General features: G+C 49.0%; 17 protein-coding genes. 9 read left to right on the top strand and 8 right to left on the bottom strand.

The features are described 5' to 3' along the window. The first annotated feature begins 123 nt into the window (after window positions 1-123). Entirely contained in the window at window positions 124-978 is an 855-nt protein-coding gene (locus ACXX82_RS24560; RefSeq protein WP_458563933.1) for an NAD(P)-dependent oxidoreductase, read from the top strand. A gap of 88 nt (window positions 979-1,066) precedes the next feature. On the opposite strand, the gene ACXX82_RS24555 is transcribed toward ACXX82_RS24560, so the two are convergent. Then, the gene (locus ACXX82_RS24555; protein WP_458563932.1) at window positions 1,067-1,780 is read right to left on the bottom strand and encodes a hypothetical protein; all 714 of its coding nucleotides are present in this window, start codon (window positions 1,778-1,780) and stop codon (window positions 1,067-1,069) included. 381 nt (window positions 1,781-2,161) lie between these two features. Between ACXX82_RS24555 and ACXX82_RS24550 the strand changes: the two genes are divergently transcribed. After that, entirely contained in the window at window positions 2,162-3,763 is a 1,602-nt protein-coding gene (locus tag ACXX82_RS24550) for an ABC-F family ATPase (RefSeq protein ID WP_322239210.1), read from the top strand. Between the two features lie 194 nt (window positions 3,764-3,957). On the opposite strand, the gene ACXX82_RS24545 is transcribed toward ACXX82_RS24550, so the two are convergent. After that, on the bottom strand, window positions 3,958-4,554 hold the full coding sequence (locus tag ACXX82_RS24545; protein WP_322239208.1) for a hypothetical protein: 597 nt from the start codon (window positions 4,552-4,554) through the stop codon (window positions 3,958-3,960). A 183-nt stretch (window positions 4,555-4,737) separates the two neighbouring features. Between ACXX82_RS24545 and nadA the strand changes: the two genes are divergently transcribed. Both nadA and nadC read left to right on the top strand, forming a co-directional pair. Next, window positions 4,738-5,877, top strand: coding sequence for a quinolinate synthase NadA (nadA, locus tag ACXX82_RS24540; protein ID WP_458563931.1), 1,140 nt, complete (start codon window positions 4,738-4,740; stop codon window positions 5,875-5,877). After that, a complete protein-coding gene (nadC, locus tag ACXX82_RS24535) occupies window positions 5,874-6,773 on the top strand; it encodes a carboxylating nicotinate-nucleotide diphosphorylase (protein ID WP_322239204.1) in 900 nt (299 codons plus the stop codon). The genes nadA and nadC overlap by 4 nt, the downstream gene beginning before the upstream one ends. Window positions 6,774-6,943: 170 nt before the next feature. Here nadC and nadB read toward each other — a convergent pair whose 3' ends face one another. The 3 genes from nadB to ACXX82_RS24520 all read right to left on the bottom strand — a co-directional run bounded on the left by nadB (window position 6,944) and on the right by ACXX82_RS24520 (window position 12,309). Beyond that, entirely contained in the window at window positions 6,944-8,545 is a 1,602-nt protein-coding gene (gene nadB, locus ACXX82_RS24530; protein ID WP_458563930.1) for an L-aspartate oxidase, read from the bottom strand. Between the two features lie 473 nt (window positions 8,546-9,018). Then, window positions 9,019-10,230: a formate-dependent phosphoribosylglycinamide formyltransferase gene (gene purT / locus ACXX82_RS24525; RefSeq protein ID WP_322239200.1), complete on the bottom strand. Its 1,212-nt coding sequence runs from the start codon at window positions 10,228-10,230 to the stop codon at window positions 9,019-9,021. Window positions 10,231-10,632: 402 nt separating this feature from the next. Further along, window positions 10,633-12,309, bottom strand: coding sequence for an MFS transporter (locus ACXX82_RS24520; RefSeq protein WP_322239198.1), 1,677 nt, complete (start codon window positions 12,307-12,309; stop codon window positions 10,633-10,635). A 533-nt stretch (window positions 12,310-12,842) separates the two neighbouring features. On the opposite strand from ACXX82_RS24520, the gene ACXX82_RS24515 reads away from it, so the two are divergent. Continuing rightward, window positions 12,843-16,631 carry a bifunctional diguanylate cyclase/phosphodiesterase gene (locus ACXX82_RS24515; RefSeq protein WP_458563929.1) on the top strand — a complete coding sequence of 1,263 codons (3,789 nt, stop codon included), beginning with the start codon at window positions 12,843-12,845 and terminating at the stop codon, window positions 16,629-16,631. Between the two features lie 55 nt (window positions 16,632-16,686). Here ACXX82_RS24515 and ACXX82_RS24510 read toward each other — a convergent pair whose 3' ends face one another. After that, window positions 16,687-18,150 (bottom strand): aminotransferase-like domain-containing protein, encoded by a 1,464-nt coding sequence (locus ACXX82_RS24510; protein WP_322239194.1) that lies wholly within the window; start codon window positions 18,148-18,150, stop codon window positions 16,687-16,689. Between the two features lie 187 nt (window positions 18,151-18,337). On the opposite strand from ACXX82_RS24510, the gene ACXX82_RS24505 reads away from it, so the two are divergent. Further along, window positions 18,338-18,670: a hypothetical protein gene (locus tag ACXX82_RS24505; protein ID WP_323507314.1), complete on the top strand. Its 333-nt coding sequence runs from the start codon at window positions 18,338-18,340 to the stop codon at window positions 18,668-18,670. Between the two features lie 104 nt (window positions 18,671-18,774). Here ACXX82_RS24505 and ACXX82_RS24500 read toward each other — a convergent pair whose 3' ends face one another. Beyond that, entirely contained in the window at window positions 18,775-20,076 is a 1,302-nt protein-coding gene (locus tag ACXX82_RS24500; RefSeq protein ID WP_322239189.1) for an ABC transporter ATP-binding protein, read from the bottom strand. A 36-nt stretch (window positions 20,077-20,112) separates the two neighbouring features. Then, complete coding sequence (locus tag ACXX82_RS24495) at window positions 20,113-21,846, bottom strand: ABC transporter permease (protein ID WP_322239187.1); 1,734 nt, start codon at window positions 21,844-21,846, stop codon at window positions 20,113-20,115. Between the two features lie 673 nt (window positions 21,847-22,519). On the opposite strand from ACXX82_RS24495, the gene ACXX82_RS24490 reads away from it, so the two are divergent. From ACXX82_RS24490 to ACXX82_RS24480, 3 genes are all read left to right on the top strand, one after another. Continuing rightward, a complete protein-coding gene (locus ACXX82_RS24490) occupies window positions 22,520-22,801 on the top strand; it encodes a DUF427 domain-containing protein (protein WP_322239185.1) in 282 nt (93 codons plus the stop codon). A gap of 292 nt (window positions 22,802-23,093) precedes the next feature. Beyond that, a complete protein-coding gene (locus tag ACXX82_RS24485) occupies window positions 23,094-23,390 on the top strand; it encodes an ArsR/SmtB family transcription factor (protein ID WP_322239183.1) in 297 nt (98 codons plus the stop codon). Between the two features lie 148 nt (window positions 23,391-23,538). Next, window positions 23,539-24,726, top strand: coding sequence for an MFS transporter (locus tag ACXX82_RS24480; protein ID WP_322239181.1), 1,188 nt, complete (start codon window positions 23,539-23,541; stop codon window positions 24,724-24,726). Window positions 24,727-24,846 lie beyond the last annotated feature (120 nt).

Raw genomic sequence — 24,846 nt, 5'->3', positions numbered from 1 at the left:
ATCGTGGTGAAGTCGATGAGTATTGATTAGCCGCCATAAAGCCCTCAGTCGCAATCTGCCAAATTGCACCGGTGTTATATTTACGCATTCTGTTGTTCAGCTTAAATTTTAAAAGGATACGTCATGGCAAACATCGCTTTTCTTGGTACTGGCTTACTCGGAGCCGCCTTCGCTGAGGCGGCTACAAAACGTGGTGATTCTGTTACTGCATGGAATCGCTCCATGGATAAAGTTGTCGCTCTGGCGCAGTTTGGCGTGAAGGCAGCAACGACGCCTGCTGAAGCGGTTCAAGGTGCTTCAAGAGTTCACATTGTGTTGAAGGATGACGCAGTAGTTGAAGAGGTTATTGCGGCGGCGCGCAGTGGATTATTGCCTGATGCGATCCTGATTGATCACACTACAACATTACCGACGCTGACTGCTGAGCGGGCCGAAAGATTACATGCGGCTGGTGTGAAATATTTACACTGTCCGGTCTTTATGGGGCCACCTGCTGCGCGCAATGCTCAAGGGGCGATGATGGTTGCGGGGCCACGGGCGCTTTTCGAATCCGTCGAGGCGGATCTCGCCAAAATGACCAAGCGTCTCCAATATATGGGTGAGCGCGCCGATCTTGCCGCAGCGAACAAATTGTTTGGCAATGCCATGATTATTGGCCTCACCGCGGTGATGGCGGACGTTCTCACACTCGCGCAAGCCAGCGGTGTTGACGGTGAAGATGCTATCAAATTGCTTGGTCTGCTTGATCTGAACGGCATGGTTGGTGGGCGAGGGCTAAGCATGGCCAAGGGACACTTCACTGCGAGTTTTGAACTGGCGATGGCGCGCAAGGACGTTCGATTGATGTTGGAGACAACAGGTGATCGGCCGATGGCGGCATTGCCTTCGATTGCCGTGAGAATGGACCAGCTCATTTCAGCAGGACATGGCGCGGAGGATGCCAGCGTTCTTGGTCTCGACACGGTCTCGCGGCCTTAATTTATCTTTTTATACGGATGGACATGTTGTAAAGTTTTGGGCACGCGTCATTACTGAGTTAATTGTGCGTTAACTTTTCACATCAGGACTAACTTGTGCTTGGATTGAATTGAAGCTGGCTATCGGGAGTGTAAGAAAATGTCCCGATAGAAAGTATCTCCAGATTGGAAATATCAGCTAATGACACAAATTGTGCGGCACCAGTTATTTGATGGATAGCGTAACAGAATAAATGTCGATAAGAATGTTGCTGTTCAAACGTCTTCGGCTGAACGGCGCCAAGAAAATGACTTTGATCGGATGGACTCAGCAATTCTACGAGTGGATCGATAACATGGCTGCGTGCATTCTCGTTTTGTGGATCACAATGGATGCTTAAAAAAGCATGGTCTAAGAAATAATCATTTAATTCGCCTGATATTCCGCAAAGTTCAACAGTATGGGGATAGCCATTTTCAACGATTGCGCGTGCCGCGAGCATGCATAGATCAGCACAATTTCCAATTGCATAAAGTTTGACTGCGTTAGTAAGTTCAATAAAATCTTCCGAAGTGAAACTATTCATCGCTTTTCCGAAAGTTCCTGCTGACTGCTGCATGATGCGTTGCTGCTTCTTTAGGTCCTCAGGGCATGCTCCGTTTCGAAGAATTTCCAACACTACGCTGTCGTTGACCCGTTCCTTGACATAATTGACGCCGTAATTTCCAGCCTCACCGGCTGTCGCAACTGCAAGATGATGACCGGCTTCCTGGTTTGAAGCGGCAGCGATGGTGGGATTGTTATGTGGCGATTGAGTTCGCATACGTGTTTCCTGTTTTGCGGGTAAAAAAATTAAGTATTGTTACTACTGGATCGCCTTATTTGCGAGGCCCATGGCGACGCGCTGCGTAGAATTGAGGCTTATAGGAAAGTCTTCCTCCAGAAAAGGTTCCCTTGATTGGTGAGATTAATATCGGTACGACATTCGCCGAATTAGGGTGCGCGCAATGTTGTTTGACTAATTATGTCGATGTTCACTCTAAGCGGAATGAGTTTGGTTTAGATGCATTAAATGTTGGTTGCTAGTACTTTTTTGATGATATTTAAGCAGCAAAACGACCCTATTTTTGGTCGTGACTGAACACGTCGCAGCAAAATGGTAAAATAGAAGGTTATTCCATATTGTTTCTAAGGGCTTTTTTCCGTGCTATCCACAGCAAATATTACAATGCAGTTCGGCGCCAAGCCGTTGTTTGAAAACATTTCGGTCAAATTCGGCGATGGCAATCGCTATGGTTTGATCGGTGCCAACGGCTGCGGCAAGTCGACCTTCATGAAAATTTTGGGCGGTGATCTTGATCCGTCTGGCGGAAACGTGATGTTGGACCCGAACGAGCGTTTAGGTAAACTGCGTCAGGATCAATTTGCATTCGAAGAAATGCGCGTGCTTGATGTCGTCATGATGGGCCACACTGAAATGTGGGCTGCCATGGCCGAGCGCGATGCAATTTATGCCGATCCTGAGGCGACCGACGACGATTATATGAAGGCCGCCGACCTTGAGGCCAAATTCGCAGAATACGATGGTTATACCGCTGAATCACGCGCGGGCGAACTGTTGATGGGAGTTGGCGTGGCGATGGACCAGCATAAAGGTCCAATGAGCAATGTCGCGCCGGGTTGGAAATTGCGCGTATTGTTGGCGCAGGCGCTGTTCTCTAATCCTGACATTCTGTTGCTCGACGAGCCGACGAATAACCTGGATATCAACACCATTCGCTGGCTTGAAGATGTATTAAATCAGCGCAATTCGACCATGATCATTATTTCCCATGATCGTCACTTTTTGAATCAGGTGTGTACTCACATGGCCGATATGGATTACGGCACATTGAAGGTATATCCCGGAAACTACGATGACTATATGCTGGCGTCCACACAAGCGCGTGCGCAGCAGTTGTCAGTCAATGCAAAAGCTAAGGATAAAGTCGCTGAATTGCAAGACTTTGTGCGTCGTTTTGCGGCGAATAAATCTAAAGCGCGTCAGGCGACATCCCGTGCCAAGCAAATTGAAAAGATTAAGGTTGAAGACCTTAAGCCATCCAGCCGCGCCAATCCGTTTATTCGTTTTGATGGCGAGAAAAAATTGCATCGACTGGCTGTGGATGTGCAAAGCATCACCAAGAGTTACGACCGTACGCTGTTTAAGAATTTTGGCATCATGGTTGAAGCTGGCGAGCGTATCGCGATTATCGGTGCCAACGGCGCGGGTAAAACCACTTTGCTTCGTAGCATAGGCGGCACAGATATTTGCGGGCTCGAAGCAGATACGGGTTTGGTGAAATGGGCAGAAAACGCTAATCCAGGTTACATGCCGCAAGACCCAACTGAAAACTTTGCCGCGGATATTACGCTGACTGACTGGATGGGCGCATGGACACAGGAAGGTGACGACGATCAGGCGGTTCGCTCGATTCTTGGTCGCTTGTTGTTCAGTGGCGATGACGTCAAGAAATCTGTCAAAGTATTATCGGGTGGTGAAAAGGGACGAATGACTTATGGCAAATTGATGTTGGGCCGCCATAACATTTTGTTAATGGACGAGCCAACCAATCATATGGATATGGAGTCTATTGAATCGCTCAATATTGCTCTTGATAAATATGCCGGTACGTTGATTTTTGTCTCTCATGACCGGGAATTTGTATCATCTCTGGCAACACGTATTTTAGAAGTCAAAGAGACTGAAATAGTTGATTTCCGCGGCAATTATGAAGATTATCTGACTAGCCAAGGTATTGAGTAACTGATTTGACGATCAGTTATTGGCTATTCTAGTGCAGTCAACATGGGTGCGGAGTTGCTTCTCTATGCTAGATTGCGAGTGTTGACTGGTGGTTTAGGTGGCTGGTGAAGAGGTTGTCTTCGTGAATGTCAAAAAAGTGCACCCTACGTTTTAGGTGCACTTTTTTTTGCGCTTTAGTGGCGTTCTTTAAAGTGCTATTCCAAATTGATAGAATTTGGCCCCGGTTCGCCAAGATAAAGTAACTGATCGAGTCGATCGCGCAGGCTGCGGGTGATTTCTTTGCCTTTGGACTTAAATATGGCTTCGAGATAAAGCTGTCTTATTTCTTTGAAATCATCAATCGAACTAGCCCGTTCGACCCTCAGTTGCAGACTATATCCACGCAAACCGATCATGCTCTTGATCGTTTCGTTGTAAAACCGATAAACGCATTCGAACTGACTTTTTCCTATTGGTAGAATTGTTTGCGTTTGTGGTATTCCGAAGACAGGGGCAGCGGAAGGTGGTGACGCTACCGACGCATTGAAAGTATCCGTGTTGATTGCTGGCTTAGTTGAGGGGGCAACTGTCAGCGGCGCGATAACAGTAACGTGGGCTTCAATGAGTCCCGACTCTAATAGTATTTCCAGATGCGAAGCTGACAACCCCAAGCCAGCGACCTTGGTCAGCAGCTTATCGCTGTCCGTTTTGCCATCGACGAGCAATAACAAGGTACGCAAGCGTGGTGATAAATTATTTCCACGGATGGCGATTTCTGCTCTTCCACGGGTGGTTTTGTCAAAAAGTGTCATCCCTGTCAGGCCTCTAATTCTTGTTAAATTGATAGTAAGTGAAATTTTTAACAGAAGCAATAAAACTATACCGCAGCATTGAATCGGCGTTGGCGTTAAAATTAGGCTCCTACCGGCTGAGGCTAGATTTTTTTTGGTTTCAGTTCTTATTGGCGTTTCACTAGATTCAGGTTCATTATCGTTATGCCATCGCAACTTATTAAAACTATTGAATTCGAGCGCCCGCAAATGGCGCAAGGCAGCAGTTGTACCGCGCAAGCTTGGGCTAGGGTCGCTGCCAACCCTACACAGCAGGAAAAAACTGAATTAAAGGCGCGTATCAAACGCTTGTTAAAAGAAAAGCAAGCAGTATTGGTCGCCCATTATTACGTCGATGCAGATTTGCAGGATCTGGCAGAAGAAACAGGTGGCTGTGTTTCGGACTCGCTTGAAATGGCGCGTTTTGGTCGCGATCATCCAGCCCAGACGTTGGTGGTTGCTGGTGTGAAGTTTATGGGCGAAACGTCTAAAATTCTTAGCCCCCACAAACGCGTCTTGATGCCCGATCTTGACGCTACTTGTTCGTTGGACTTAGGTTGTCCTGCTGACGAGTTCAGTGCGTTCTGTGACGCCCATCCAGACCGTACTGTGGTCGTGTATGCCAATACCAGCGCCGCTGTGAAGGCGCGTGCTGATTGGATGGTGACATCGTCAATCGGTTTGGATATCGTCGCCCATTTGCACGCACAAGGGAAAAAAATCCTGTGGGCACCAGATAAGCATCTTGGTGGATATATTCAGAAAAAAACCGGCGCTGACATGTTGCTGTGGCAAGGTTCTTGTCTGGTGCATGATGAGTTTAAGGGGATTGAACTTGAACTGTTGCGCAAGCAGCATCCGAAAGCTAAAGTGTTGGTGCATCCGGAGTCACCGCAAGATGTGGTGGATCAGGCCGATGTTGTTGGCTCCACTTCTCAGTTGATCGCTGCTGCGCAGATGTTGGATGCGGATGAGTTTATCGTTGCGACTGATAACGGTATTTTGCATAAAATGCGTATGGCCGCACCTGGCAAGCGCTTCATTGACGCGCCCACTGCCGGTAACAGCGCTACTTGCAAAAGCTGTGCGCATTGTCCCTGGATGGCGATGAACGGATTGCAGAATCTGGCCGACGTATTAGAGTCTGGTAGCAACGAAATTCACGTTGATACTGAAGTCAGCCGCAAGGCAGTGATCTGTATTGACCGCATGCTCGACTTTGCAGCGGAGCGCAAAGCCAATACCCGTCCGTCCAGCGATCTGGCACAAGAACAAACACTATTTTCAGGAATCGGTCCCGCATGAGTCTCCCTATCAGTAATGTAAACAATGCAAATAGCTCATTGAAAAACCGTTTCGCACCGTTTGATCAGGCATTGCAAGCGGCATTTGAAAATAATATTAATACTGGTATTGCTGAAGATGTCGGCAGTGGAGACTTCACCGGTATGTTGGTACCGGCCGATGCCATGGTAAAAGCGCGCGTGATCGTGCGCGAGGAAGCGGTTCTTTGTGGGGCGCCTTGGTTTGAGGCGGTCATGCAACGGCTCGACAGCCGCATTCAGATTGAATGGCATTACGCCGAAGGTGATGTAATGCGCGCCGACAGCAAAGTCTGCGATATTGCTGCACCAGCACGCGGTTTGCTGACCGCTGAACGCGGTGCGCTCAATTTTCTGCAGTTGCTGTCCGGTGTTGCCACCGCGACCCGCAGTTACGTCAACCTGATTGCCGATACTAACGCGAAAATACTCGATACCCGTAAAACGTTGCCGGGCTTACGCTTAGCGCAAAAGTACGCGGTTCGTGTGGGTGGCGGTCATAATCAACGGCTGGCATTGTATGACGGTATCTTGATCAAGGAAAACCATATCGCCGCCGCTGGTGGAATCAGCGCGGCAATGCGTGCCGCTCAAAACCTGAATGCTGGAGTAACGATTCAGGTCGAGGTGGAAAATTTGGTGGAGTTGGATGAAGCGCTGAATGCCGGTGCAACATCGGTTCTACTCGATAATTTTACCCTTGATGCAATGCGGGATGCGGTCAAGTTAACTGCGGGCAGGGCGCTATTGGAAGCGTCTGGCGGCATTAATATGGAAACCGTTCGGGCGATTGCTGAGACTGGCGTTGACCGGATTTCGATTGGCAGTCTGACCAAGGATATCCGCGCAGCAGATTATTCACTGCGCGTACTCGATTAAGATGGGTCGCTAAAGGTAAGCTTCCCGAAAAAACAGGAAATCAAGAACCAGGATGGTGATCTTGATTTCCTGGGATTGATGATGACGCAGAAGTAGGGCGTAGAAACAATCAGTCTTTAGAGGTAATATCTGAAAAATTGCCATTCTGTGGCACCGTCAGACCCGATAACTTAATGCCTGTCAGGCGTCAATACCGTTGGCAAGGCCTTTGCCAATGTTTCAGGATAATCCTGACTGTAATGCAGCCCGCGGCTTTCGCGTCTTGACAGCGCACTTTCCACAATCAAAGACGCTACTTGCACCAAATTACGCAGTTCCAGCAAATCACGGCTGATGCGGAAGTGTGTGTAATATTCATCGATTTCTTCCTTCAATAATCGGATGCGGTGCTGGGCGCGCTCAAGCCGTTTATTGGTTCGAACTATCCCAACATAGTTCCACATAAAGCGGCGCAACTCATCCCAGTTGTGGGCGATGACGACCTCTTCGTCGGCGTCGGTAACCCGACTTTCATCCCAGGCCGGGAGCGGTCTCGATTTTGGTTTGGCTTGTTGCTCGATGTATTTGGCAGTGGCACGGCCAATCACAACGCATTCAAGGAGTGAGTTACTAGCGAGGCGATTAGCACCATGCAAACCGGTATAAGCTGTTTCGCCGACTGCGTATAAACCGGGCAGATCCGTGCGTCCGCTCAGATCGGTGACCACACCGCCGCAGGTGAAATGGACCGCAGGCACGACCGGGATCGGTTGTTTGGTGATGTCGATACCAAGTTCCAGGCAACGTGAATAAATAGTCGGAAAGTGCTCTTTTAAAAAATCGGATGATTTGTGGCTGATATCGAGATCAACATGATCCAAACCACGTTTTTTCATTTCAAAGTCAATTGCCCGCGCAACGATATCGCGTGGCGCTAATTCCGCACGTTCGTCGTGGTCTGGCATAAAGCGTCTACCTGCATCTTGACCTTCTGTATCGGGAAGCTTTAATAAGCCACCTTCGCCACGAATCGCTTCGGTGATGAGGAAAGATTTGGCGTACGGGTGGTATAGACAGGTCGGGTGAAACTGGATGAATTCCATATTGGCAACGCGGCATCCGGCCCGCCACGCCATCGCAATTCCGTCACCAGTAGCGGTATCAGGGTTGGTGGTATAAAGATAGACTTTACCTGCGCCGCCGGTCGCCATCACAGTATGACCAGCGCTGATGGTGAGGACTTTACCGGTCTTTACGTTCTTGGCATATAGACCGAGGCACTGCGGTGAAACCCCTTTTCCGTCAATTTTTTTAGAGGTAATCAGATCAATGGCGTAGTGGTCTTCAAGCAACGTAATATTCGGATGTGAGCGTACCTTTTGTTCCAGCGTCACTTGTACGGCATGCCCGGTTGCATCAGCGGCGTGAATGATGCGGCGTTGGCTATGGCCGCCTTCTCGGGTAAGGTGAAACCCCAACTCGGCGCTGGCATCGGGCGTAAATGGTACGCCTTGCTCGATCAGCCATTCGATTGCTTCGCGGCCATGTTCGACGATATAACGTGTCGCCGTCTCATCACATAATCCGCTACCGGCAATCAGCGTGTCGGAGATATGTTCATCATAGCTATCACCGGAATCAAGCACCGCGGCGATGCCGCCTTGTGCCCAGTTACTGGCCCCGTCAAGCAGAGCACGCTTGGAGATGACAACCACCTTTCTTTGTTCTGCAAGATGGAGGGCAACTGACAGGCCGGCCAAACCACTACCGATAATAGCGACATCGAATTTCATAGTGAATAGGTGAATGTAGAAATGCTGATTGCTCTAAAAGAGAATAAAAGGCTAACAAAGTGGGATAGTGTAGCGCAAGCAGCCACGTCGTGCTGTCGACTATCTGTAGGTTTTCGCAAGAGGGAAGTCGACGCCATCTGTTGGTCAACTATGCAACGGGTCTGCGTAAGCATGTTTTGAACCGCATACTTGGTTTGATCTCCATACCCACATCGGTGTGCGTAGGAGTTAACTGCTGGGTTGTTGGATGCATAAAGGAGTGGGCGAGGAGTGATGCGCGCCCCTTTGGATGCAAAGCGACTAATCCGCTTACGCGTCTATAGGTTCGGCTAATTGCGCTAATTGGCTGTCTCACTGGCTTTCTAAAGTCGCTCCAATAGTCAGCCAGACCGAGCCAGACTCAGCTACAAATATTTGGCAAGCGGTTTAGCAAGCGATTTGCCAAACCGCTTGCTAAAGCTGTTGAGCCGAGGTTAAGCGACAATCACAGGTTTTATTTTGGCGGCGGCTTGTTTGGCGCGAACTCTGGCGCTTTCGACGTCGTTCGCAATCGCGAGTATCACGCCCATACGGCGGCGCTCAAAAGACTCTGGTTTTCCGAATAGACGGATGTCGACGCCCGGTTCCCGCAACGCATCGGCGACACCTTCAAAGGCGATACCCTTAGCGTCGTGCTTGCCATAAATCACTGCCGATGCCGCCGGGCTGTTGAGTGCAACATTGACAGGCAAGCCTAATATCGCCTTTGCGTGCAACTCAAACTCGCTTTGTAGTTGACTGGCCATGGTGACCATGCCGGTATCGTGTGGTCTAGGGCTAACTTCAGAAAACCAGACCATATCGTTTTTGACAAACAGTTCGACGCCGAAGACACCAAGGCCGCCAAGATTATCAGTGATTTTTTTTGCGATATCGCGAGCGCGGACCAATGCTTCGGAATGCATCGGATGCGGTTGCCAGGATTCGACGTAATCGCCTTGCACCTGAACGTGGCCGATTGGCTCGCAGAAATGGGTTCTGATGCTGCCATCTGCTTCAAGCGCACGTACCGTCAAGAGGGTGATTTCATAGTCGAAATCAACGAAGCCCTCAACGATGACACGCCCGGCATCTACGCGACCACCAGCCGCGGCATGCGCCCACGCAGCTTCTACTTCATTGATGCTGTCGATCTTGGATTGGCCTTTGCCGGACGATGACATGACGGGCTTGATCACGCAAGGGAATCCAATGGCATCACAGGCTGCCTTAAGTTCGTCCAGATTGTTGGCAAACCGATAGGGAGATGTCGCAAGACTCAGCGTTTCTGCGGCGAGGCGGCGAATCCCTTCGCGATTCATGGTCAACCACACCGCGCGTGCAGTCGGAATCACGGTAATTTTTCCAGCGGCTTCCAATGCAACTAGCGTCTCGGTTGCAATGGCTTCAATTTCAGGCACGACCAGATCGGGTTTTTCCAACGCTATCAGCGCTTCCAATGCCGCACCATCGGTCATATTGATGACATGCGAACGATGCGCAACCTGATGGCCGGGAGCATTCGGATAACGATCAACCGCGATGACCTCAACGCCAAGACGTTGTAGTGAAATGATGACTTCTTTGCCAAGTTCGCCCGAACCCAGCAGCATGACTTTAGTTGCGGATGGGGAAAGCGGAGTACCAATTCTGACAGGTGGCTTCATATTCTCGTAAGTGGGTAGATGGCTAACGACGATAGCAAATCTTGGGGGTTTTGGACAGCCATAAATGTCAAATTTTGCAAGCAAATTTAAGCAATAGCAAGCAAGATGCAGATTAAGAGGCCAGATTGCCTCAGAAACGACAGTGAGGCGTAGTTGCGCAGTTTTATTTAGTCAAGCGAACTGCCAAAGGGTAGCATTTTGCGATGAAAAAGGCGGTCAAATAAGGTGGTAAATATACGAAAAAATGCACGTACAAAAAGGAATTACTAGACCGGAAGGCTTGAATATTGCGTGCCAGAAACAAAAAAGCCGATCAGGTCCGGTAACCTGATCGGCTCAAATCGCTGAAGGAATTGGGTTGTCGACATCAAGCTAAGCTTTGAAGCCGACTTCCCTTTAAATCTAGCGTTCTTCGGCGTAGATATCGTTGTGGATCGTTTCTTTGACAAACAGCATACCGATGACAAAGGTCGCGATGGCAATCACAATTGGGTACCACAGTCCATAATAAATATCGCCCTTGTAGGCAACCAGTGCAAACGCCGTAGTGGGCAATAGACCGCCGAACCAGCCGTTACCGATGTGATAAGGCAATGACATTGAGGTATAACGAATACGGGTCGGGAACATTTCGACCAGCATCGCCGCAATTGGTCCGTACACCATCGTCACATACAGCACCAGAATGAATAGCAATAACAGGACCATTGGCTTATTCATTTGAGCAGGATCCGCTTTGCTTGGATAGCCTGCACCCTTAATGTCAGCAGTCAACTCAGTAGAGAAAGCCTTATCTTTGGCGGTTGCATCTTCTTTCGAGAGACCATTTGCATCGTACGAAGTCAGCGTTTTATCGCCGATCTTGACGGTTGCAACTGAACCCGGCGCACCAGCGACGTTTTCATAGTTAACCGACATCGCAGACAGCTTTGCCTTCGCGATATCACAGGAAGAAGTGAACTTTTTGGTACCAGTCGGATTGAACTGGAACTGGCAAGTCGCTGGATCTGCCGTAACGATGACCGGTGCGCTCTTGAGTGCTGCTTCGAGTGCTGGATTAGCATAATGCGTCAGCCCCGAGAAGATGGGGAAGTACGTGAGCGCCGCTATCAGGCAACCCGCCATAATAATTGGCTTGCGACCAATCTTGTCCGACAACGAGCCAAAAATCAGGAAAAATGGCGTAGCAATCAGCAAAGCCAGTGCGATTAGAATGTTGGCTGTTGGCCCATCAACCTTGAGGGTTTGTGTCAGGAAAAATAGCGAATAAAACTGACCCGTGTACCAGACCACAGCTTGACCGGCAGTCAAACCAAACAAAGCCAAAATGACTAGCTTCATGTTTTTCCACTGGCCGAATGCTTCGGTCAACGGTGCTTTAGAGACTTTGCCTTCTGCTTTCATTTTTACAAAAGCAGGGGACTCACTCATGGATAAACGAATCCAGACCGAGACGCCAAGCAAAACGATCGACACCAGGAACGGAATGCGCCAGCCCCAGTCAGCAAATGCTTCTTCACCCACGGCTGTACGTACGCCCAAAATCACTAGCAATGATAGGAATAAGCCCAGCGTTGCTGTGGTTTGAATCCATGCAGTAAACGAACCGCGTTTGTCATTCGGCGCATGCTCAGCGACATAAGTGGCGGCACCGCCATACTCGCCGCCCAGTGCCAGACCTTGCAATATCCGTAACGCCACCAAAATGATTGGTGCAGCGATCCCGATGGAATTGTAATTTGGCAAAATGCCAACGATGAATGTCGACGCACCCATAATAAGAATGGTCACCAAAAAGGTGTATTTGCGGCCAATCATGTCACCCAAACGACCAAATACCAAAGCGCCAAATGGCCGCACAATAAAGCCCGCAGCAAATGCCAGCAACGCAAAAATGAAGGCCGTATTTGGGTCCGTACCAGCGAAGAATTGTTTAGCGATAATCGCAGCCAACGAGCCGTACAAATAAAAGTCATACCACTCAAATACGGTACCGAGTGATGATGCAAATATGACTTTTCTTTCTTCGGGCGTGATGCCGCGTGAAGCAACTTTTCCTGCAGCAATACTGGTTGCCATGACTGTCTCCTTGAATATTAATATTGTTATGCACTCTTTGCGATCTGCTTCCGACGGCGTTCTCATGTCGGTATTGATACCCAAATAGTATGTATGTCCGCTTTTAATTAGCGTTTAGACCAACGGAGTGTGCGACCACAACCTTACGCAAATCTTGCTTGAAACTTACAGAAACTTACAACGCAGAGAATGGGATACAGCGGAAAATGTGCAGATTGTTTTTACCGCCTGGATTTTGTTAATGTGTGTAGAGGGAAAAAGTTTAAAAATAGTGAGCCATCAAACTTTAAAACCCGAAGCGACGCTGACCATGTGCGGGCTTGAGTTTTTTTATTGCTTCAGAGATATTATAAAAATTACACTTATAAAATCATTAAGACTATGATCAGTTAAGCCACAGTATTGCTTAATCCCTTTACATCCAGAGGTTATTAAGACCAGTTTCTTCATTCGCTTTTTTATGCCAACGTCTTTCTATGTATAGACTAAAAACGCTTTTGAAAATTGAATTCAATTTGCATAGGCTAAAGGTGATGTGGCCGCTTATTATTTCGGCTGCACTCTTGGTGGCGCTTGGGACTTTTAGTATCAATATTTTGTCCTCGGTTCGCGGGTTTGTCGCGGGTGAAAACAGCTACTCTAAAGCGCAGCGTGTTGCAGTCATGCAGTTGTTTGCATATATTGATACACGCGATTCTTTGCAATATCAGGCCTTTTCGGACGCCATTGCGATACCGTTGGGGGATCGGATGGCGCGGCTTGAGCTTGAGAAGGCCACGCCTGATATGGCGATCGTGCATCAAGGATTTTTGCAGGGTAAGAATCACCCAGATGATTTCAACGACATGGTCGGCTTGTTTCTTCATTTTAGTCACTCTTATTTGATGAGTCCCGTGATTTCCATTTGGGCGCAAGCGGATCGACAGATAGCCGCATTGAATACTGAGGCACAACAGCTGCACAAGGAGACGATTTCCGGTGTCTATGACAGCGTTTCCTCGCAAGCCGCGAAAGAAAGAATTAGGACAATTAGCCTATCGCTTGACCGCCTTGAGGCAGATTTTTCATTTAGCCTTGGGGAAACTTCGCGCCAGTTACAACGATTGTTGTTGCTGGGAACCCTTTTAATCGGTGCGCTGTTGATCGCCATCGGTACACTTATTTCACGCTCAATACTTAGCAAAACCAAACGCGTGGAACGTGCCCTCGGCATCAGTGAAGAGCGTCTTTACTTTGCGATACAAAGTACCGGCGATGGGTTGTGGGACTGGGATATCGAAAAAAATAGCGTATTTTGTTCAGCACGTTTGCTGGCGTTGTTGGAGCAGCCCGACGATGGTTTGTCATATTCATCGCGCTACTTTCTGAAATACATCTATCCCCTGGATCAAGAGCTAGTGCGGGCAGGAATAGAAAAGCATTTAGACGATAGATCGTCGTATGACATAGAGTTTCGTATCGTTACGCGCTCCGGCAAGTTGCGATGGGTACGCCTGCGTGCACGTTCTAAGTTTAATGATCGTGGTGTCGCGATACGGATGACCGGTGCAATTGTTGATATCACAGAGGGAAAAAAAGCAGCACTGGAATTGACGCGTACTAATCGAGCATTGAAAATGTTAAGCCGGTGTAGTGAGGCTGTTATCCGAGCTGAAAATGAACGCGATTTGCTTTCTCAAGTATGTCGCGTTGCGGTAGACATCGGTGGATACCGCATGGCATGGGTGGGTTATGCGCAGGGCGACGAAGCCCGGTCGATTACGATTGAGTCTCATGCGGGGATTGATAACGACGCGGCCTTTGTCGATAATTTACAGGTTAGTTGGTCAGAGGACAGCCCTTTCGGCCGCGGCCCTGCCGGGCGCTCGGTTCGTAGCGGGAAGCCTATCGTGATTGAGGATATGGCGCACGATCCGCGTGTTTTTCCTTGGTTGATTGATATCCAGCTTCATGGTTATCGGGGTGGAATTTATCTACCGTTGCATGACAAGGACGGAACCTTAGGATTGTTGACGTTATATTCTGAAGAGATGATGGTAGTGGCTGTCGATGAAATTAATCTCCTGACGGAATTGGCTGGTGATCTGACATTTGGCATAAGAAGCATTCGGGCTCAACAACAACAACGCCAAATTCAGGCAGCAGTCTTAAAGATTGCCGTAGGCGTTTCGGCGAGTACTGGCACGGTATTTTTTGAGCAAGTAGCCCGTAATATGGCGGAAGCTTTAGGGGCGAGTGCGGGCTTTGTTACACGCTTGTTACCCGGTGAACCAGTGACCAGTCGCGTCCTAGCGGCCGTGATTGATGGGAAGGTGACGGAAAATTTTGACTATGTCGTTGCATGGGACAGCTACGAAGAAGTGTTTAATGCGGATAAATTTTTAATATCAAATAAAGTGTCAATGGACTTTTCCCGTTCACCGGCATTAAAGTCGCTGGGGACGCAAGCATCAATAGGCTGGCGACTCGATAACGCGGCTAATCAGCCTGTCGGTCTTCTCTTTATTTTGTTTCGCAAGCCTCTAAAAAACCTCGATTTCATTACATCTACATTACAGATATTTGCTGCGCGGGTGGCCTCCGAAATGGAGCGACAGGAAACCGATGTACGCATTCGAGATCAGGCATCGTTGCTCGATAAAGCGCAGGACGCGATCATTGTGCGCGGTATGGATCATCGCATCATGTTTTGGAATAAAAGTGCAGAACGGCTTTATGGCTGGACTCAGGACGAAGTACTCGGTATTCCGATTGAAGACCTTCCATTTGATTATTCCGTTATCTTTGAGGATGCAAAAAAGAAAATAATGCATAGCGGGGAGTGGAGTGGGGAAATTGCAAAACGGTGCAAGAGCGGTGCCACGCTGACTGTAGAAAGTCGGTGGACATTGGTCCGGGATGACCATGGGCAACCACAGTCCATTCTGGCGATTGATACGGATATTACCCAACGCAAGGCCTCTGAGCTTGAGATACAACACCTGGCTTTTTACGATCAACTCACCTTGCTGCCGAACCGCTTGCTATTAATTAATCGTCTCCAGCAAGCGTTGGCGGCGAATGTTCGTGGGCGACATTCGGGCGCGTTGTTGTTCATCGATCTGGATAACTTTAAAACGATCAACGACACGTTAGGTCACGACAAAGGTGATCTTCTGTTGCAGCAAGCTGCGTTAAGACTCGCAACATGCGTGCGTGCGAGTGATACAGTGGCTCGCCTTGGCGGTGATGAATTTGTGGTGATGCTGCTCGGACTTGAAGCTGAGCCTGATTCGGCTGTTGCACAAGCCAAGCTTGTTGGAGAAAAAATTCTGGCGGTACTCAGCAAGCCCTATCAAATTGCCGGCATAGAACATCACGGCACCGCTAGCATCGGGATTACGCAATTCCGAGATCAGCGAGATACTGTTGGGGAGTTATTGCAGCAAGCCGATCTGGCGATGTATCAAGGTAAGGCGGCGGGTCGTAACGCGATGCGATTTTTTGACGTGGAAATGCAGGCGGCGGTGACGAGTCGCGCTGCTTTGGAGGTCGATTTGCGGCAAGCTTTGCTGCACGGAGAGTTTCTTCTTTATTACCAACCACAGATGGACGGCGAAGGCCGCGTGACTGGCGCAGAAGGCTTGTTGCGATGGGTGCATCCGCGGCGCGGATTGGTTCTGCCTGTCGATTTTATATCGATGGCGGAAGAGACAGGGCTGATTTTGCCATTGGGCCAATGGATTTTGGAGGCTGCGTGCATGCAGTTGGTGGTATGGGCAGAGCGTCCAGAAACGGCACAACTAACGATCGCTGTTAACGTGAGTATTCGTCAGTTCCGTCATGCTAACTTCGTGGAGTTGATGAATGAAGTGTTAGATCGGAGCGGTGCGAATCCGGAAAGACTCAAGCTGGAAATTACCGAAAGTCTGATGGTCGATAATATGGACTCGACCATTGCTAAAATGACCGCACTAAAAAATCGGGGCGTACGCTTCTCGCTAGACGATTTTGGGACCGGTTATTCGTCACTTTATTATCTCAAGCGCTTGCCGCTTGATCAACTAAAGATTGATCAGTCTTTCGTCCGGGACATTATGACTAATCCAAATGATGCAGCCATTGCGCGCACCATCGTCGCGTTGGCGGAAAGCCTTGGCCTGATGGTGATTGCCGAGGGCGTGGAGACCGAAGCACAGCGTGAATTTTTGGCCCGCCACGGCTGTCATTTTTATCAAGGTTTCCTGTTTAGCCGGCCTTTGCTGATTGAACAGTTCGAGGTTTTTTTACAGCAGCATCTCCGCACCAGAAGTATGGGGAATGTAAAACTGAACGCTCTGTAAAAATTGACCGTTCAGATATTTATCTAAACGAGGCCGGTTCCTCGCTTGTCGAATTCTATGTTTGTTGTGTATGAATGATCGCGCCCAATTCAGCGTAGGCTTGCTTCACTTCATCTGAGAACGGCATCCCACAATTGAGACGAATAAAATGATCAAAACGTTGTGAGTTAGAAAAGAGCATACCGGGTGAGATCAGTATTTCGCGCACTAGCGCTGCTTCGAAGATTTTCCTGGATGAGAGGCCAGCGGGCAACTCGACCCATATCGAGACGCCACCGTTTGGCAGACTACAACGCGTACCGATCGGAAAGTGTCTGGAGATGGCTTCGGCTGTCAGATCACGTTGAACGCGCAGCGCACTGCGTATCTTACGCAGATGCCTGTCGTAAGCTGGCGAACCCATAAATTTCCCTGCAACTGTTTGCGACCATTCATCGTTGTAACGTGTCTGTGCATACTTCAACATATTGACACGGGCTTGCCAGCGGCCAGCCACCATCCATCCGAGCCGAAGTCCGGGAGCGAGGATCTTGTGCAACGATGCACAGTGGATGACATTGCCGGTCATATCGTGGGCTTTTAGCGATGTCAAAGGCGGCCCATCATGCACCAAAGCGCTATACGAATCATCCTCGATTAAGGCGATGTGCGACGTTTCACATAGCTGCACCAAACGTTTTTTGTGTGCTTCCGGCATGATGCTACCTAGTGGATTTTGTAGATGCGGAACGACAACGACCGCCTTGATATTGTCGTAAGTCTGGATCGCGAGTTCCAGCGCCTCAAGCGAGATACCAGTTTGCGCACTGGTGGGAATTTCAAGCGCACGCATACCCAGACTTTCCATCACCTGAAGCAAACCATAAAAAGTGGGTGACTCGACCGCAATGACATCGCCCGACTGCGCCACAGCGCGCAACGCAAGATTGAGCGCTTCGATGCAGCCATTGGTGACCAAAATGTCATCCGGATTGAGCATCATGCCACTAGCCAGCGCGCGCCTTGCGAGTACATCCTTGAAGATGACATTTCCGGTAGGGCGGCTTTGTTTCGAAAACATATCCGTATGGCAGCGCAATTCTCTGGTGGCGAGCACATTCAGTTGCTTGCCCGGATAGAGTTCGGGCGCTCCTGCGGCTCGCCCTAAATTAATACGTACCTTCCGCTGTCCCATAGAGATGATTTCGGATACTTTTTCGTGAATACCTATGAACTGGGCGGTATCGTGTGGTCGGCTCATATCCGGCTCGGTGACCGCCATTATCTCGGTTCGCTTCTGCGATTTGACGAAATACCCCGAACGAGGTCGTGCCTCTAACCAGCCTTCGCTTTCCAGAAAGCGGCAGGCTTGCAAAGCGGTGGAGAGACTGAGCGCGTGTTGCCGCGCCAGCGCCCGAACGGATGGCATTTTGTCACCAGGATGCAAAACCCGCGTTTTCATCGCCTCCAGATAATGCGTGGCGAGTTGGCGATAGAGCGACTGTTGAGGTACGGGCGGTTGAAGCATTTTGTTATCCATGCGTGATGATCCTACGGATGTTCGTGGGCGTATATAGACAGAAGGGATGAAACCAAACCATAACAGATGATTCAATTTGCATGTGATGCGATACAGATTGTGTGGGGCTGTCTATTTCGCTACCGTTGCTGGCGGCTTATTCTGCAATATCACTCAACAACGTCTGCGCTGCTTATGCGCCACCGCCATGGAAACTTGCAAATTGATGACAGGACAAACAACCACTTTTTACGCCAGCTCCGGCACTGGCGTGATTTTACGGGAGGGGAATGTATGCGTGACGGTCAATAATATGCAAATGGATTGCTATGGATGGAAAGAAGAAATGGGGCTGGACGGAAGCGGTGAGTGGATTGCGCCGCGCTCTGGTTGGTATTCTATACATGCCCGCCAACCCGCCTTGCTATACGTCACCAAGCCATCTTCCCTAGTTTTGCGTTTTTGGACAACGTTATCTGCAATATCAAGGCGCATGTTGGGAGTAACTTCTTCTATTAAGCCAGGTTCTTACTCAAGATGATGGCAAGGGGTAAAGCCTCGTAAATACCCGCGGGGCTGACGTGAAAAAAAGCCCGAGATTCGGGCTTTTGGAAATTCCATTGAAGCTGATCGCTCGTGGTTTGGCTAACTTGCGATGTCTTCCAGGCTGAAGATTTCTCTTTTATCGTCGTATGAAAAAATTTCAGCGTAACGACCCCAACGAATAATCGCGTCGATTGTTTCTTCTGCAGCATCGTCGCTTAAATGGTCTTCCAATTCTTGCTGGAAGCGGGCACGCGGGGCGCGTTGGTTTGGCCTTTCCTGCAATATTGCCTTGATTCGGGCTGCCAATGGTACCTGGCGCAGCAGTTGCTGTGCGAAGACTTGTTTACGTTGTTGCACGCCATGATCGGCAAACTCCAGACCTAACGTCGTGAGTGTGATGTCACCTTCCGTCATTTCCGCGAACCCCAAATAGTGCAGGACTTCGGCGACGGGGAAAAGATCGTCGATCTCCAGGTGAAGACGTGCGGAAATATCCGGCATATCTGCGCGTCCGTTATACGGCGCGGCAGCCACGGTTTCTAACAAACCTGCCATTGAGTTGGTCGATACCGGATTAAGGCGGCTGGCGAGTTCCAGACCGGGATTGCTGCGGTTCGACACTGGCTGCAATCTGGCTGTCATCTTGGCGTAGATATCATCCACCAGTTGCCGGAACGCAGGATCTAATCGGTTGCGCGGATGCGGGAAGGGGACCTTGATCTCTGCAATGATACGACCGGGATTGGACGAGAGAACCAGAATGCGATCACACATGAACACCGCTTCTTCGATGTTGTGGGTGACGATCAAGATGGATTTGATCGGCAATCTGCCGTCGTTCCATAGATCGAGCAGGTCGGTGCGCAACGTCTCGGCGGTCAATACATCGAGTGCAGAAAAAGGCTCATCCATCAATAATAAAGTCGGGTCAACCACTAGCGCTCTGGCAAAACCAACTCGCTGCCGCATCCCGCCGGAAAGCTCACGCGGATAGGCATTTTCAAAACCATCGAGACCGATCAGGTCAATCGCTGCCAACGCACGTTTCCGGCGTTCGGCAGGCGGTGTGCCAAGCGCCTCGAGACCTGCTTCAACGTTGTCTAAAACGGTCAACCACGGAAAGAGCGCGAAAGTCTGAAATACCATTGCGACACCATCGGCAGGTCCATTTACTGGATGGCCACGGTAGCTGACGTCGCCGCCAGTGGGTTGAATCAATCCGGCGATGATGCGCAACAAAGATGATTTTCCGCAGCCTGAACGCCCTAGCAGGCCAACGATTTCGCCTTCATGCAACGTCAAACTGACATCATCAAGAACTAAGAGCTCGCCTTGCGCCTTGGCAAAACCACGGCGCACATGATTGACGTTAAGTATTTCGTTTTCAGTTATTTTTTGCATCGTAATCCTTGATCAATCTTTGAATTCTATGAAGTCCTAAGTGGCGTTCAGTTTGTTATTTGCATAGTGATACATCGGTCGCCAAAGCAGGCGATTGAATAACACCACAAATAACGACATCACAACAATTCCCAGGATGATGCGGGGAAAATCACCAGCAGCGGTGTACTGCGCAATATAAGAGCCAAGGCCGTGGGCGTTGAGTTTGGTATCGCCCCAAGATACTGATTCAGACACAATACTGGCGTTCCATGCACCACCAGACGCTGTAATGGCGCCCGTCACGTAGTAAGGGAAAATACCTGGCAACATCGCTTTACGCCACCATTGCCAACCGCGGATTTTGAAATTCGCCGAGACCTCACGATAATCGTTGGGATACGCCATTGCGCCAGCAATTACATTAAACAAGATGTACCACTGCGTACCCAGCACGATTAAGGGACTTAACCAAATGTCGGGATTGCCATTGAAGCGAACAATCAGAATGACAAATACGGGAAATAACAGATTGGCTGGAAAAGCCGCCAAAAACTGCGCCAAGGGCTGAATTTTTTCAGCCAGACGCGGACGTAAGCCAATCAGCACGCCGAGCGGTACCCATATCACGGAGGCAATAGCAATCAGCAGCATCACGCGCAGTAACGTGTAGAAGCCCAGTAAAAGGACGGTACCGACTTCGCCGATACTTACTTCTGATCCGATAAAGGCGATTACGCGCCACATTACCCAGCAACCCAATACCAAGAGCGTCGCGTTCCATGCAAAATCGACTAGCTTATTTGATACATCGTTGGTTTTCTTTGGCTTCGTTTTGCTTTGGTTGAAGCGTAAAGGTGCCGTGATAATGCGGCGAAACAGCATGCTGAATGGCGATAATATCGCTTGAATCAGACGCGTCCGCTGGATCAGATTAAGAAGCCATGACGAGGGCGAAAATTGCGCTGTCGTATTTTCCATACGAAATTTGTCCGCCCATGCCACGAGTGGTCTGAAGAGTAACTGGTCATAACAAATAATGACGGCGGTCATGACGACGATGACCCATCCGACCGCACCTAGATTGTGCTCGCTGATCGCCAGCGCCAGATATGAACCGACCCCGGGTAACGTAATGCTTTTATTCCCGACCGTAATCGCCTCAGCTGCCACGACGAAAAACCAGCCGCCGGACATACTCATCATCATGTTCCAGATCAGGCCCGGGATCGCGAAGGGGACTTCCAGTTTCCAAAAACGTTGCCAGCCAGAAAGATGAAAGCTTCGCGAAACTTCCTGTAAATCATCAGGAACGGTAGTCAATGACTGATAAAAGCTGAATGTCATGTTCCATGCCTGACTGGTGAAAATGGCAAAAATCGCCGCCAGTTCGGCACCAATAACGCGCCCAGGGAAAAGTGCAATGAAAAATGTCACGGTGAACGAGATATAGCCAAGCACCGGTACGGATTGCAATACATCTAGTGCCGGAATCAAAATTTTCTCGGCACGCTTGCTCTTGGCGGCAACAGTCGCATAAACAAGGGTGAAAATCAGCGATGCAACCATCGCGGCCAACATACGCAAAGTTGTGCGCAAGGCATATTCAGGCAAATTGTGCGGGTCTAGCGTGACGACGTTTGCAGTTAGACTTGAGAGCGGGGCGAGGGTATCTTTGACGCCGATACCGCTAAAGGCAATGATGCCTATAACCAACGGAAAAACCAGAAAGTCCCAACGATTAGGGGTGAGTCTTTTTGACAAAGGTAATGCGTGAACGTTTGAAGTCATACCTGGAATTCCTGATTACCTAAGTGATAAATGTCGTAAAGGTTGAGCGCGGCGGTGATATTTCGCGTTCTGTCTAATACCTTTTCCTTCCTCAAGGGCAAATGGCCCGGTGACTATGTTAAATTTGTCGGGAGATGACTATAAAGTTCAAGCAATGCTCAGGCAATGTTAGGTATACGTTTGACATAGTTTTCAAAGCTGTTTTAGATCGATATGATATATTTTTTTACGCACCCCGGCACGTTACCAACCGAATATGGCATTCTGATGACATGGTGGTGAAAATGCTAAAAAAATCTGCAAAATGGGAGGCGAACTCATACAAATGTTAAGCCACACATGTTGACGCCTCGTTTAAGTTACGCATTTCTGCTTCACTTTACAAACTTGCCTGGACCAGAGCAGTTCAGTTTGACGAACAATCACCCTTAAGTGTGGATGACTCTACAGGGCGACATGTCGCGATATGGTGCGATAAAGCAATAGAGCGATAGCTTGCTAATGCTTGATTAAAACGGTTTTTTTATTGCAATAGTATTAACGCGCACATCAGTCAATTTATTAATCACCGTATTGATAGTTTATTGTGATCTATCAACGCGATCTTTTTTACGCTCGCCAATCTGGCGAGAACGCTAGTCTCTCTTAGCGCCAACCACATCAAGGAGAAAAAATGAAAGCTATTTGGAATGACATGGTTATTGCGGAGTCTGACGATACCGTTGTTGTTGAAGGGAATCATTATTTTCCACGCACGTCGATTGATTCCGACTTGTTGAAACCCAGCGAAACAACCTCAAATTGCCACTGGAAGGGCACTGCGAATTATTACACTCTGGAAGTAGGCGGAAAAATGAATCCTGATGCAGTGTGGTACTACCCAGAACCGAAGGATGCCGCAAAGGAAATTCGCGGACGCGTAGCGTTTTGGAAGGGGGTAAAAGTAACCGAGTAAATGGTTGTCCCGTACTGTATTGATCCCATTTGACTGCAAGCTACCTCTATGAGGCGATATGGTTCGGCTCATGAAGTGGTAGCTGCGGTTAGTTTCTTGCTGTAAGGCTGCTTACGTCTTAATTTCTCGTGCCTGCACGTGGCTTGGACTCTTTTCTTTTCAATAATTTAAACAAGCATTTTGGCAGACGCCGAGCGGACTTTTTGAATGTATCGTAATATAGCGATATTAAGTTCTGAAAATCCCAATATTTAATTCTATTAAAAACGAAATACGTGTCTCGGCCAAAAAGATGAACTTCGACCTTATACATAAAGCGCTGGCTAATCCAGTTAGACGCCAAATACTGCAGTGGCTTAAAACGCCCGGAGAGTATTTTTCTGAGCAGGAATATCCGCTCGATATCGGCGTGTGCTGCGGTTTGATTGATAAGCGCACAGGATTGTCGCAATCAACCGTTTCAGCGCATTTAGCCACCTTGCAGCGGGCCGAACTGGTGACCACAAAGCGGGTCGGGCAATGGGTTTTTTATCGACGCAACGAAGACACCATTCAAGGTTTTCTTGCACATATGAATGGCGATCTCTGATAGGTATTTCCCGTAACAACCAGGGTTAAGTACCTTTGTCAGGGTTTGGTATCGGGACCACATTAGTGGATATCGATACAGATGCCGTAACTTGGCTTCCGCCCAAAATGCTGTTGAATCGTTCTATCCATTTTTGTAAAGATTTGTCATGCCTTTAGCTCTACTTGTGTTGGCGCTTAGCGCTTTTGCCATCGGAACCACTGAATTTGTCATCATGGGTTTGTTACCGGACGTCGCGCGTAGCCTTGCTGTATCGCTTCCAAGCGCGGGTTGGTTAATTAGTGGATATGCGCTGGGCGTCGCGATCGGCGCACCGATTATGGCCGTGGCGACTGCCGCGTTGCCACGTAAACGCGCATTGCTGATATTGATGGGCGTATTTATTGTTGGCAATCTGATGTGTGCGGTGGCTGCCGATTACGGCTTTTTGATGTTTGCACGGGTGGTGACGGCGCTTTGTCATGGTGCTTTCTTCGGTATTGGCTCAGTCGTTGCCGCCAGTCTGGTGCCAGAAAATCGTAAAGCATCTGCCGTGGCATTGATGTTTACCGGATTGACCCTGGCCAATGTGTTGGGTGTGCCGTTGGGTACCGCACTCGGTCAGTTTGCCGGTTGGCGCACACCATTTTGGGCTGTGGCAGTATTGGGCGTGCTGGCGTTCGTTGGTTTGGCGCGCATCCTGCCTTCGCAAAAAGATGAGAAAAAAACTGATCTGCGTAGCGAATTCAAACAATTGGGCAGCGCCGGTATTTGGGCAGCGCTGGCGACAACGACGTTTTTTTCGGCAGCGATGTTTGCGTTATTTACCTACGTCGCACCATTACTTGAGCAGGTAACGCAAGTGACGCCACGTGGCGTGACCTGGACGTTGTTTTTGATCGGTCTCGGTTTGACGCTGGGCAATTACCTCGGCGGTCGATTGGCTGATTGGCGTTTGGGCGCATCGTTGACCGCTATTTTTATGCTGTTGGCTTTGGCGACTGCGACGATCAGGTGGACTAGCGTGGCGCTGATACCGGCAGAAGTGAATTTGTTCATATGGGCAATGGTCGCTTTTGCAGCGGTTCCTGGGCTTCAGATCAATGTCATGATTTTTGGTAAGGCTGCGCCAAATTTGGTGGCCACACTGAACATTGGCGCTTTTAACGTTGGTAACGCACTCGGTGCGTGGGTTGGCGGAATGGTGATCGCGCATGGCCTTGGATTGCAAGCAATACCGATCGCGGCGGGTGCACTTGCCTTGGTCGCAGTATTGGCGATGCAGTTATCAATTCGTTTAGCTAAAACAGAAAAATCGGTCACAACGACCAAAATAGTTTCTCCAGCGATGGGCTGACCCCATTTTTTTGAAGTATTTTTTTCCTTAAGTATCAGGAGGTTATTTGCGCTTTATGTTTTGCGCATAGGAGTTCTGCGCTTAAAAATTTACTTTTGGCTTTTTAAATTTTGACTTTTA

Source organism: Glaciimonas sp. GNP009 (assembly GCF_054343755.1).
Note: the sequence above shows the minus strand (reverse complement) of the source record. Positions and strands in the feature narration are given on the sequence as shown.

Coding starts and splice junctions, on each gene's coding strand:
- ACXX82_RS24560 (WP_458563933.1), top strand. CDS start 124: ATGGCAAACATCGCTTTTCTTGGTACTGGCTTACTCGGAGCCGCCTTC.
- ACXX82_RS24555 (WP_458563932.1), bottom strand. CDS start 1,780: ATGCGAACTCAATCGCCACATAACAATCCCACCATCGCTGCCGCTTCA.
- ACXX82_RS24545 (WP_322239208.1), bottom strand. CDS start 4,554: ATGACACTTTTTGACAAAACCACCCGTGGAAGAGCAGAAATCGCCATC.
- nadA (WP_458563931.1), top strand. CDS start 4,738: ATGCCATCGCAACTTATTAAAACTATTGAATTCGAGCGCCCGCAAATG.
- nadC (WP_322239204.1), top strand. CDS start 5,874: ATGAGTCTCCCTATCAGTAATGTAAACAATGCAAATAGCTCATTGAAA.
- nadB (WP_458563930.1), bottom strand. CDS start 8,545: ATGAAATTCGATGTCGCTATTATCGGTAGTGGTTTGGCCGGCCTGTCA.
- purT (WP_322239200.1), bottom strand. CDS start 10,230: ATGAAGCCACCTGTCAGAATTGGTACTCCGCTTTCCCCATCCGCAACT.
- ACXX82_RS24520 (WP_322239198.1), bottom strand. CDS start 12,309: ATGGCAACCAGTATTGCTGCAGGAAAAGTTGCTTCACGCGGCATCACG.
- ACXX82_RS24515 (WP_458563929.1), top strand. CDS start 12,843: ATGTGGCCGCTTATTATTTCGGCTGCACTCTTGGTGGCGCTTGGGACT.
- ACXX82_RS24510 (WP_322239194.1), bottom strand. CDS start 18,150: ATGGATAACAAAATGCTTCAACCGCCCGTACCTCAACAGTCGCTCTAT.
- ACXX82_RS24505 (WP_323507314.1), top strand. CDS start 18,338: ATGGAAACTTGCAAATTGATGACAGGACAAACAACCACTTTTTACGCC.
- ACXX82_RS24500 (WP_322239189.1), bottom strand. CDS start 20,076: ATGCAAAAAATAACTGAAAACGAAATACTTAACGTCAATCATGTGCGC.
- ACXX82_RS24495 (WP_322239187.1), bottom strand. CDS start 21,846: ATGACTTCAAACGTTCACGCATTACCTTTGTCAAAAAGACTCACCCCT.
- ACXX82_RS24490 (WP_322239185.1), top strand. CDS start 22,520: ATGAAAGCTATTTGGAATGACATGGTTATTGCGGAGTCTGACGATACC.
- ACXX82_RS24485 (WP_322239183.1), top strand. CDS start 23,094: ATGAACTTCGACCTTATACATAAAGCGCTGGCTAATCCAGTTAGACGC.
- ACXX82_RS24480 (WP_322239181.1), top strand. CDS start 23,539: ATGCCTTTAGCTCTACTTGTGTTGGCGCTTAGCGCTTTTGCCATCGGA.